General features: G+C 46.2%; 9 protein-coding genes. 3 read left to right on the top strand and 6 right to left on the bottom strand.

The features are described 5' to 3' along the window. From gyrB to rsmG, 6 genes are all read right to left on the bottom strand, one after another. Positions 1 to 2,023: DNA topoisomerase (ATP-hydrolyzing) subunit B (gyrB, locus tag Q7J27_03990; protein ID MDO9528302.1), on the bottom strand; the 2,023-nt coding region annotated here is incomplete at its 3' end. 6 nt (positions 2,024 to 2,029) lie between these two features. After that, positions 2,030 to 3,154, bottom strand: coding sequence for a DNA polymerase III subunit beta (gene dnaN, locus Q7J27_03985; GenBank protein ID MDO9528301.1), 1,125 nt, complete (start codon positions 3,152 to 3,154; stop codon positions 2,030 to 2,032). A gap of 138 nt (positions 3,155 to 3,292) precedes the next feature. Beyond that, positions 3,293 to 4,627, bottom strand: a complete 1,335-nt coding sequence (dnaA, locus tag Q7J27_03980) for a chromosomal replication initiator protein DnaA (protein ID MDO9528300.1) — start codon at positions 4,625 to 4,627, stop codon at positions 3,293 to 3,295. Positions 4,628 to 4,703: 76 nt separating this feature from the next. Further along, positions 4,704 to 5,570: a ParB/RepB/Spo0J family partition protein gene (locus tag Q7J27_03975; GenBank protein ID MDO9528299.1), complete on the bottom strand. Its 867-nt coding sequence runs from the start codon at positions 5,568 to 5,570 to the stop codon at positions 4,704 to 4,706. Beyond that, positions 5,570 to 6,340, bottom strand: a complete 771-nt coding sequence (locus Q7J27_03970; protein ID MDO9528298.1) for an AAA family ATPase — start codon at positions 6,338 to 6,340, stop codon at positions 5,570 to 5,572. The genes Q7J27_03975 and Q7J27_03970 overlap by 1 nt, the downstream gene beginning before the upstream one ends. 128 nt (positions 6,341 to 6,468) lie before the next feature. Then, positions 6,469 to 7,152 (bottom strand): 16S rRNA (guanine(527)-N(7))-methyltransferase RsmG, encoded by a 684-nt coding sequence (rsmG, locus tag Q7J27_03965; protein MDO9528297.1) that lies wholly within the window; start codon positions 7,150 to 7,152, stop codon positions 6,469 to 6,471. A gap of 184 nt (positions 7,153 to 7,336) precedes the next feature. On the opposite strand from rsmG, the gene Q7J27_03960 reads away from it, so the two are divergent. From Q7J27_03960 to Q7J27_03950, 3 genes are all read left to right on the top strand, one after another. Beyond that, the gene (locus Q7J27_03960) at positions 7,337 to 8,077 is read left to right on the top strand and encodes an RNA methyltransferase (GenBank protein MDO9528296.1); all 741 of its coding nucleotides are present in this window, start codon (positions 7,337 to 7,339) and stop codon (positions 8,075 to 8,077) included. 156 nt (positions 8,078 to 8,233) lie between these two features. Next, the gene (gene rfaD / locus Q7J27_03955; protein MDO9528295.1) at positions 8,234 to 9,229 is read left to right on the top strand and encodes an ADP-glyceromanno-heptose 6-epimerase; all 996 of its coding nucleotides are present in this window, start codon (positions 8,234 to 8,236) and stop codon (positions 9,227 to 9,229) included. 26 nt (positions 9,230 to 9,255) lie between these two features. Beyond that, positions 9,256 to 10,008, top strand: a 753-nt coding sequence (locus tag Q7J27_03950) for a fumarylacetoacetate hydrolase family protein (GenBank protein MDO9528294.1), incomplete at its 3' end; no start/stop codon positions are given.

Genomic DNA, 10,008 nt, shown 5'->3' with positions numbered 1-10,008 from the left:
ATATGTCTTTATCTATCCATGTCGTGTGGTCCTGTCCATTATGTTTCAGACTGAAAAATAACTTATTCCCGCCATGCTCTACATCCGCCTCGGTCCAATATGAGACAACCCTTTTCCCAACAGCCTTGCTTATCCTGTTGCCTGTCTTGGAGAGCACGTCATCGTCCTCAAAATCTTTTTTGGAAAAGGATGGATCGCCAGCCAACAATCTGATGATTTCTTGATCCTTTCCGCTATTGTGAAACTTTTCCAGTATGGCATCAAGCCTTATGGCCTTCTTTATCAGGCCCAGCAGTTTGGAGCCCGTGATAATACTTCCATCTCCGGTCACAACCCGGACCTTTTCCGCCCCGCTCGTGAGAATATACTCATCCATTTCCTCTTCGCTGCTTATATACCACTCCTTTTTCTTGTGCGTGATCCTGAATAGGGGGGGCTGGGCTATATAGAGATAGCCCCGCTCAATCATTTCACGCATATATCTAAAAAAGAAGGTTAAGAGCAGGGTTCGGATGTGGGCTCCATCGACATCCGCATCGGTCATAATGATAACCTTATGATAGCGAAGCTTCGTTATATTATAATCTTCCTCCCCTATACCGGCACCAAGAGCGGTGATAATGACCCTGATCTCGTTATTGTTGAGCATCTTGTCAAGGCGTGCCTTTTCGACATTCAAAACCTTTCCCCGAAGCGGCAGAATGGCCTGATTACTCCTGTCTCTCCCCTGTTTTGCGGAGCCACCCGCTGAATCTCCCTCAACAATATACACCTCACTCCGTGCAGGGTCTTTCTCCTGACAATCCGCCAATTTCCCTGGAAGAGAGGTAACCTCTAGAGCGCTTTTTCTCCGTGTCAACTCCCGCGCCTTCCGTGCGGCATCCCGCGCCCGTGCCGCGTCTATGGACTTGGAGACGACCTGCCGTGCGATGGCGGGGTTCTCTTCGAAATAATTCCCTAGCTTATCATAGACAACGGCTTCCACCAGGCCCTTGACTTCGCTGTTCCCGAGCTTCGTCTTTGTCTGTCCCTCAAACTGAGGATTTTTTAATTTAACGCTGACCACACAGCCCAGCCCTTCCCTGACATCTTCTCCCTTCAGAGCTGTTTTATCGTTTTTTCCGATACCGCTGGTGGTAATATAGTTGTTGATCACCCTCGTAAGGGCGGACCGGAACCCGATCATATGCGTTCCGCCCTCGGTGGTGTTGATGCTGTTCGCATACGAAAAAACATTTTCCATGTACCCTTCATTGTATTGAAGGGCCACTTCCACTGAACAGTCATCCTTTTCGCCATTGATGTAGATGGGCTTGTTGTGAAGGACCTTTTTATTTCGGTTAATATACTCAACAAATGAAACAATCCCCCCCTTATAGAAGAATTCGTTTTTTTTGTCGGTTCTCTCATCATCAATAACGATCTTGATTCCCGGATTTAAAAAAGCAAGTTCTCTCAGTCTGTTTGAAAGGATGTCAAAGCTGAAATCAATTTCCTCAAAGATCTCCGCATCCGGCAGGAAGGTTATTTTCGTCCCCCTTCTCTTGGTCTTTCCAACCTCTTCAAGGGGATGGGTAGGAAAACCTTTTTTATACGATTGTCTATATACCTTACCGTCTCTACGCACCTCCAGTTCAAGATATTCAGACAGGGCATTGACCACGGAAACACCCACTCCGTGAAGTCCACCTGATATCTTATAGCTGTCGTTGTTAAATTTGCCCCCCGCGTGGAGCTTGGTCAGCACCACCTCGGCCGCAGACACCTTTTCCGTCTTGTGCATGTCCACGGGGATTCCCCTTCCATTATCTTCGACCGTAACGCTGTTATCAACGCGTATTTTTACCTGTATTAAATCACAATACTCAGCAGACGCCTCATCAACACTATTATCCACAACCTCATATACAAGATGATGAAGCCCTTCCTTGCCGGTACTGCCTATATACATGGCCGGCCTTTTCCTGACAGCCTCAAGCCCATCAAGAACCTTTATATTATCAGCGCTATATGAATTTTCCAATCCCGTTTAATCCAATCCTTTCTCAGTTCTTAGTTTTATAGGCATCACAACACACATATAGGCATCGCTTCCGGCAGATCTGACAACACCGGGACCATCGCCACTTCTTATTTCAAAAGACACGACATCCCCATCAATGGGGTCCATGGCATCTATGAGGTACCGTACGCTATACCCCACCTCCATCTTTTCCCCTTCATAGGACACATCTATTTCATCCTTTGCCTCACCGACGTCCGGATTGGTAGAGGTTAAGACCATTCTTTGATCATACACCTCTATCTTCACGCCACTGAACTTCTCGGTAGACATGACACTCATCCTCTTGAGAGAGTGAAGTATCTTATCCCTATCTAGCTGTATTTCCACTCCCCCCTCTTGCGGTATTACTCGCCTGTAATCAGGATACTCTGAGTTAATAAGACTGACCCTTAAGACCGTATCCTGTTTCTTCACCACACAGACACCGTCCGTCACACACATATCAACATCATCATCACCCGCTTCAACCAGTTTTCTAATCTCAGAAACTCCCTTGCGCGGTATTATGACACCCTTTATATTCAGATTATCGTTTCCCTCTAAAGGCATCTTCACAAGAGATAATCTATGACCATCAGTGGCAACCACTGCAATATTTCCGTCTATTATCTCAAAGAAGACCCCATTCAGGTTCGGCCTCATATCATCCTGAGAGATTGCAAAAAACGTCTTTTCAAAAACATTTTTTAATACATCACAGGGTATGCTGATAGACTCCATATTTTCGATATCCGAAACCTCCGGAAAATCTTCAGCAGAGATACCAGGGATCTTATATATTATCTTCCCGCATGTCACAGTTACCCAGTTATTTTCCAGAACCTTAAAATTAATAATCTCCCCATCTATTTCCCGGACCATCTCAAAAAGTTTTCTAGCCCCAACCGTGATTTCTCCCGGAGTGATAATCGTAGCGGCATAGTATGATATTAAACCGACTTCCCTATCGGTAGCAGCTATCCTGACCCTTTCAGATTGTGTTCTTATGAGAATATTATTAAGAATTGGGAGGGTTGTCCTTTTTTCTACAATACTTAAGGTTTTTTGAAGGCCCTCTAAAAAAACATCTCTCTTGATAGAAAATTCCATATGGTCACCTATTATTTAAAAGATATGTGATTAAAAAAAACTATAGTAGTAATAGTAGTACCTGTTGATATAGTGAAACTTTTCTATAAGTGTTTTTAATAATTAATTATATTACTAAATATACCCCTTAATAACATGTTAATAGCTGGTGTGTAAAATCATCTCTATCTCTTCCATTATCTTTCTTATTTCATAATCCTTTTCCATCATTTTTTTAATCTTATTATTTGAGTAAATAACCGTAGAATGATCCCTTCCTCCCACCTTTTCTCCTATATCAGGAAAAGAGTTATTGGTCAGCTTTCTCGCCAAATACATCACGCTCTGGCGTGCGAGCACAAGATTTTTATTCTTTTTTGGAGACCGTATATCTCCTACTCGAATATTAAATTTTTTCCCTACTGCTTTTAAAATTTCATCTATAGTAACCTCCCTCTTTGCCGCGTGTTTCAGGAGGTTCTTTATAACATCCCGTACGATCTCTATCTTAATTTCCTTGCCCGTCAGAGAGGAATATGCCGCTATCCTGGTGAGGATCCCTTCCAACTCCCTTATATTTGAATCTGCGACAGAAGCTATATAATGGGTGACCTCGCTTGATATATCAAGACTATTTTCCTGTGCCTTCTTTTCGATAATTGCGATCCTCGTTTCGATATCCGGAGGCTGAATGTCTGCTATCAAACCCCACTCAAACCGTGACCGAAGCCTACCTTCAAGATTTTGTATTTCCTTTGGAAATTTATCACTTGTCACAACAATCTGCTTCCCTGAATCGTGAAGGGTATTGAAGGTGTGAAAAAATTCTTCCTGGGTTCTTTCCTTGCCCGCAATAAACTGAATATCATCAATAAGAAGTGAGTCTATCTTTCTATATTTTTCCCTAAAATTCGACATCTTATCGTATCGGATAGAATATATAAGCTCATTCATAAATTCCTCTGCCGACACGTAGAGAACATTTTTTTTAGGGTAGAGGGAAACGGTATGGGCACCTATGGCGTTTATAAGGTGCGTCTTTCCCAGACCGACCCCGCCGTAAACAAATAGAGGGTTATAATTACGTGCGGGCTGTTCCGCCACTGAAAGCGCGGCGGCATGGGCAAACTGATTGGACGACCCTACAACAAATCGTTCGAAGGTGTATTTCAAATTAAGGGATGAGTGCAGGCGAACAGGGTTGCTTTTAACGGTTCTTGGGACACTCATTCCACGTGATGTATCACTGTCCTCCGACTTACTGACAACGAATTTTATCGCTACATCGATACCCGACACGTTTGAAAGAGAGCTGCCGATCAGGTCGATGTAATTTTCAACAAGCCAGTCCTTAAAGAACTTATTGGGCACCCCTAGAAGCACATTATTATCTTCCAGCGAAACTACCCGTATAGGTTTTATCCAGGTTTCAAAGTTTTGCTGGCTAACCTTTTCTTTAATTATTTTAACGCCTTCGTTCCAGAATGCTTCCAATTTATAAACCCTTATACACAGTGTTATCAACAGGTGTTAATAAAGTCGCTCAGCTTTTCTTGTCACAATCGGCATATTACCGGTTATCCCCGCTCATGATGACATCCGATACCCTGTCCAGGTCATCGGCTGATAGAAACCGTATTTCTATAAGGCCTCCCTTGCTCAGTTGTTTTATGGTGGTCCTCGCCATTAATTGTTCAGACATTTTATTTTCAAGGGCTGTAATATCCGGGTCTTTCTTTACCTCTTGTTTCTTTTTAGGTTGGGCAGGGTTTTCTTTAACCAGCTTTTCAGCTTCTCTGACACTGAGTTTTTTCCTGATGATCTCACGCAGGGCGGCGATCTGCCCCTCCTGTGAATCAACAGACAAAATAGCCCGCGCATGTCCTGCAGAGATTTCTTTCTTTATCAGCGCGTCCTTTGCTTCTCCAGGAAGATTCAGGAGGCGAAGGGCATTTGCTATAGTTGATCGCTCTTTGCCTACCCGTGACGATATTTCGTCCTGAGAAAGGTGAAATTGTTCTATCAGGGTGTGGTATGCCCCCGATTCTTCTAAGGGGTTCAACTCCTCGCGCTGGATATTTTCTATGAGAGACAACTGTGCTACGTCCAGATCTTGTGTCTTGTACCTGATCAGGATGGGAACATCTCGCAGTCCTGCAGCCTGGGCTGCTCTCCACCTGCGTTCTCCGGCGATAATTTCATAACCTGTATCAGTTTCGGACTTTCTCACAAGAATCGGTTGCAGCAAACCGTTTTTTTTGATGGAATCTGAGAGCTTTTTTTGTTCGTGCCCATCAAACACCTTCCTGGGCTGGAACCTGTTCGGTGATAATTCCTCAATTCCGCACATGGCAAAATGTGGTTTATCGGCCGGATCTTCCAGAAGATCCGGGAATATGGCGCCGAGCCCCTTCCCTAAAGCGTTTTTCTTAGACATTATACCCTTCCATTTGCCATGATTTCCCGTGCCAGTTGCATATATGAAACTGCGCCGCGGGACTGGATATCGTATAGTATAATAGGCAATCCATGACTGGGACTTTCGGAAAGCCTGACATTTCTTGGTATGACGGTTTCAAACACGGTAGACCCAAAAAACTTCCGGGCCTCTTCGGCTACCTGGTGGGAAAGCCGGTTTCTCTGGTCGAACATGGTCAGTAATATACCAGCCAGTGACAAAGATGGATTAAGCCGGGCCTGTACCAGTTTAACACTGTTAAGCAATTGCCCCAAGCCTTCCAGTGCAAAGAATTCGCATTGCAATGGAATTATGAGCGAATCGGATGCTACAAGGGCATTAACGGTCAAAAATCCAAGAGACGGAGGACAATCAATTATAATAAAGTCATAAGGGGTGTCAATTTTTTTTAGAAAGTTTTTCAGCCTTTTTTCTCTGTCCTTGAGCGATACGAATTCTATTTCAACGCCTATAAGGTTCTGGTTAGAGGGGATAATGTCAAGAGTTTTGATATCTGTCTTACATACAATTTCCTGAAATGGGGCATCTTGAACCAAGCCGTAGTAGAGATTTTTTTCATGTATCGTGGATGGGTCGATACCCACACCACTGGTAGCGTTTCCCTGAGAGTCACAATCTATCAGGAGGGTTTTTTTTTCTGCAGCAGCCAGAGAAGCCGATAAATTAATGGCTGTCGTTGTTTTCCCGACGCCCCCCTTCTGGTTGGCTATGCATATAATTTTACTCATTTTTTAAAGAGGTTCTTTCTGTAAATTTACGTTCAGAATAACACCGGTATGCTAGCATACAACATGGCATTTGAGAAGCAGTAATTTAGACGAGCAGCCCCTCGGTTATCTGGTTAGTAACACTCAATTTATGACAGACCCTTGGTGAAACAGAGGAGTTTTCTTGATTCGCCCGTTATGGGAAGTTCTATCTCATGGGACCCCGTCAACGCAAGGCCCGTTTTTCTGATTGCCCCAGCCGCCTCTTCAAGCTCGTTATCCGCGTTTTTTCCCTTCATGGCGATGAGGATCCCGCCATCGGACAGAAAAGGCTCGCCCACGGTGAGAAAATAGGGAATTTTGAAGGCCGCCCTGGAGATGACGATATCAAAAGAACCCCTGTAGTTTTTCTCAAGCGTTAATGATTCTGCCCTGTCGTTTACGACCGAGATATCCCTCAGCCCGAGCTTGCGGATGACGCTCTTGAGAAAAGAGGTCTTTTTGCGGGATGAATCGAGGAGAGTAACGCGCAGTGATTCCCTTGTTATTTTGAGCGGAATTCCGGGCAGACCGGCCCCTGTCCCTATATCCAGTAGTTTTGAATGACCGTCTTTGATAAGACGTGCAGGGGCGAGAGAGTCGATCAGGTGTTTGATTATATCAAGGGGGGATTTCAGTGAGACAAGCGACATCTTTTCGTTCCAGAAGAGCAGCTCCCGGGAATATTCCATGAGAAGGTCTAGCTCGTGACCAGAGAGGGGTATGCCAATCTCCCCAGCGGCCCCGGCGAGCACATCACGTGTGTTTTTCATTTGTAATCCATCAGATCCCATAAGGGCAAAGGCACGAGGAATGATGGCAAGAACCTTGAAAATCCGGGTATACTCCTAAAATCATATTTTCAAAGGTTTAGATCTGCCATGGAAGACCTCAGCAAGTTATGATATAGCACAACCGGTCATGGATTCTAGGCCAAGAGCAATCTTTATGCAATACCAAAAAGGGCAGGGGCGGAACATGGAAAAGGCAAAAATGGAGAATCTGACAGTAGTACTGAACAAGCCGAAACATCCGGGCAATATCGGGTCTGTTGCCCGGTGCGCTAAAAATATGGGGATACGCAGTATAATCGTCATCGATCCCCTGAATGCCGATAGGGAAAAAATCGAACAGTTGTCGACCCATTTTGCACTAGATATCGTTGAAAAAATACAATATTTTGACAGATTGGATCAGGCCCTTGCTCCCTTTCAGTATGTTGTGGGGACAACCGGACGATCGGGAGACACCAGCCTGAAAAGGTCGATGATATATCCACGGAAAATGGCGGAAGAGATCGTTGGTAGATCTCAGAACAACAAGGTGGCGCTGGTCTTTGGCCCCGAAGACCGGGGGCTTACCAACAGGGAGCTCACATACTGCGATCTGCTCGTAAAAATTCCCACGTCGGATGACTTGAAATCCATCAATCTTTCGCATGCGGTCATGATTATCTGCTATGAGATCTTTACCGCATGTTCCGAGGAAACATCCGTTTTCACCCAGAAACTGGCTACGGTGGCGGAGAGCGAGGCAATGTATGATCATCTGAAAGAGATCTTTCTGCGGATAGGCTTCATAAAGACGCAGAACCCGGATTACTGGATGACAAATGTGCGGCGATTCTTTTCGAGGACCACACTGCTTGCCAAGGATGTGAAAATAATACGGGGCATATGTCATCAAGTCGACCTGTATGGGAGAAAAAAGACCCCGTAAGCCTCGACCGGGGTGAACACCATAAAAGAACTTGACTTTTACGTATGCGAACCTTACCTTATCTCCTTATGACAGCGTGATGGGTGACGGCACGCATCGTTACTGTTTGTAGATGGTTCGCACGATAACGATGCCGCATGGTTCCTGAGGGATACCATGCCGGCGATAGAGGGGATTCGGATGATTGTAGTGACGGGGGGAGCGGGATTTATAGGCAGCGCGGTTGTATGGAAGCTGAATACACAGGGGTTTGATGATATTGTCATTGTTGACAGCCTCGGGATGTCCGAGAAGTGGAAGAACCTAGTCAACAGACGGTTTGCGGATTATCTGGACAAGGAGGATTTCCTTGAGCTGGTTCTCGATGATGCCGTGCCGTTCGATGTTGAGGCCATTGTTCACATGGGCGCGTGTTCCTCAACCACGCAGCAGGATGCGGATTACCTGATGGAGAACAATTATCGTTACACCGCCCAGCTTGCGAGATGGGCGGTCGAAAAGGATATACGCTTCATCTACGCGAGCAGTGCGGCTACCTATGGAGAAGGTGCTTTGGGATTTTCCGATGATGAGAGCGTAAGCACGCAGCTGCACCCCATCAATATGTATGGGTATTCCAAACAGTTGTTTGACCTGTGGGCCCTGAGGAATGGCCTGGGGAACAAGATTACGGGAATAAAATTTTTTAATGTCTTCGGGCCGAATGAATATCACAAGGGGGACATGCGGAGCGTTATTCACAAATCGTTCGGGCAGATTCGTGAAACGGGGAGCGTGACGCTCTTCAAATCTCATCGGCCTGATTTCCGGGACGGTGAGCAGAAGCGAGATTTTGTGTATGTAAAGGATTGTGCGGACGTGATCTGGTGGTTCCTGGAAAACAGGGGGGTGACAGGACTGTTCAATCTCGGTACGGGACACGCCCGGACGTGGAACGATCTGACACGGGCGGTATTCACCGCCATGGACGTGAAGCCCAAAATTGAATACATAGAGATGCCTGAAGATATCAGGTCGCACTATCAGTATTTTACTGAGGCAAACATGGATAAGCTTAAATCGACGGGGTGTCCTGTACGGCCCATGTCGCTCGAGGATGCCGTGTCGGATTATGTGCAAAATTATCTGGCAAAGGGGTCGAAACATTTATAGCGGCTGAACATCAGAGAGGACAGAGAATGAAGATTGTGAGATTCCGCTCACCGAGCGGGGAGGTATTGTCTGGAGCGTTCGATCCCGACCTGCCGGACAGGGCCACGGTCATTGATGGTGATATCTTCGGAGAGATTGCACTGTCGAGCAGGGTGGAGCGTATAGAGACCCTCCTCCCCCCCGTCTCTCCGCCGAATATCATCGCCCTTGGCCTGAATTACGGGAAACATGCCGAGGAAACAGAGATACGGGAACCTGAGAGCCCGGTCATGTTTCTGAAGGCCACCACCAGCATCATTGGCCATGGAGCACCGATCGTGCTTCCCGCCGCAGGGCCCAACGAGGTGGACTATGAAGCGGAACTTGCCGTCATAATCGGGAAGAAGGCAAAAAATGTTTCGCGCGCCGAGGCCCTGAACTATGTGCTGGGATATACCTGCGCCAACGATGTCAGCGCCCGTGACTGGCAGGCACTCAAGCAGAAGAAACAATGGGCGAGGGGCAAGAGTTTTGATACGTTTTGCCCCATCGGGCCATATCTCGTGACGAAAAATGAGGTAAAAAACGCGGATAGGCTTAGAATCCGGGCGATGCTCAACGGTGAGATTATGCAGGATTCCAATACATCCGACATGATTTTCGACATCTCGGCAATAATCAGTGATATTAGCCGCTCCCTGACGCTCCTGCCCGGGACGGTAGTCCTGACGGGGACACCCGAGGGGGTGGGATTTACACGGATTCCTCCCGTATTTCTGAAAGAGGGGGATAATGTTACC

This window comes from Syntrophales bacterium, assembly GCA_030655775.1.
In the GTDB taxonomy this organism is placed as follows: domain Bacteria; phylum Desulfobacterota; class Syntrophia; order Syntrophales; family JADFWA01; genus JAUSPI01.
Note: the sequence above shows the minus strand (reverse complement) of the source record. Positions and strands in the feature narration are given on the sequence as shown.

Excerpts from the sequence above, each read along its gene's own strand:
- dnaN (MDO9528301.1), bottom strand. The coding sequence starts at position 3,154 with ATGGAATTTTCTATCAAGAGAGATGTTTTTTTAGAGGGCCTTCAAAAA.
- Q7J27_03975 (MDO9528299.1), bottom strand. The coding sequence starts at position 5,570 with ATGTCTAAGAAAAACGCTTTAGGGAAGGGGCTCGGCGCCATATTCCCG.
- Q7J27_03970 (MDO9528298.1), bottom strand. The coding sequence starts at position 6,340 with ATGAGTAAAATTATATGCATAGCCAACCAGAAGGGGGGCGTCGGGAAA.
- rsmG (MDO9528297.1), bottom strand. The coding sequence starts at position 7,152 with ATGGGATCTGATGGATTACAAATGAAAAACACACGTGATGTGCTCGCC.
- Q7J27_03960 (MDO9528296.1), top strand. The coding sequence starts at position 7,337 with ATGGAAAAGGCAAAAATGGAGAATCTGACAGTAGTACTGAACAAGCCG.
- rfaD (MDO9528295.1), top strand. The coding sequence starts at position 8,234 with ATGCCGGCGATAGAGGGGATTCGGATGATTGTAGTGACGGGGGGAGCG.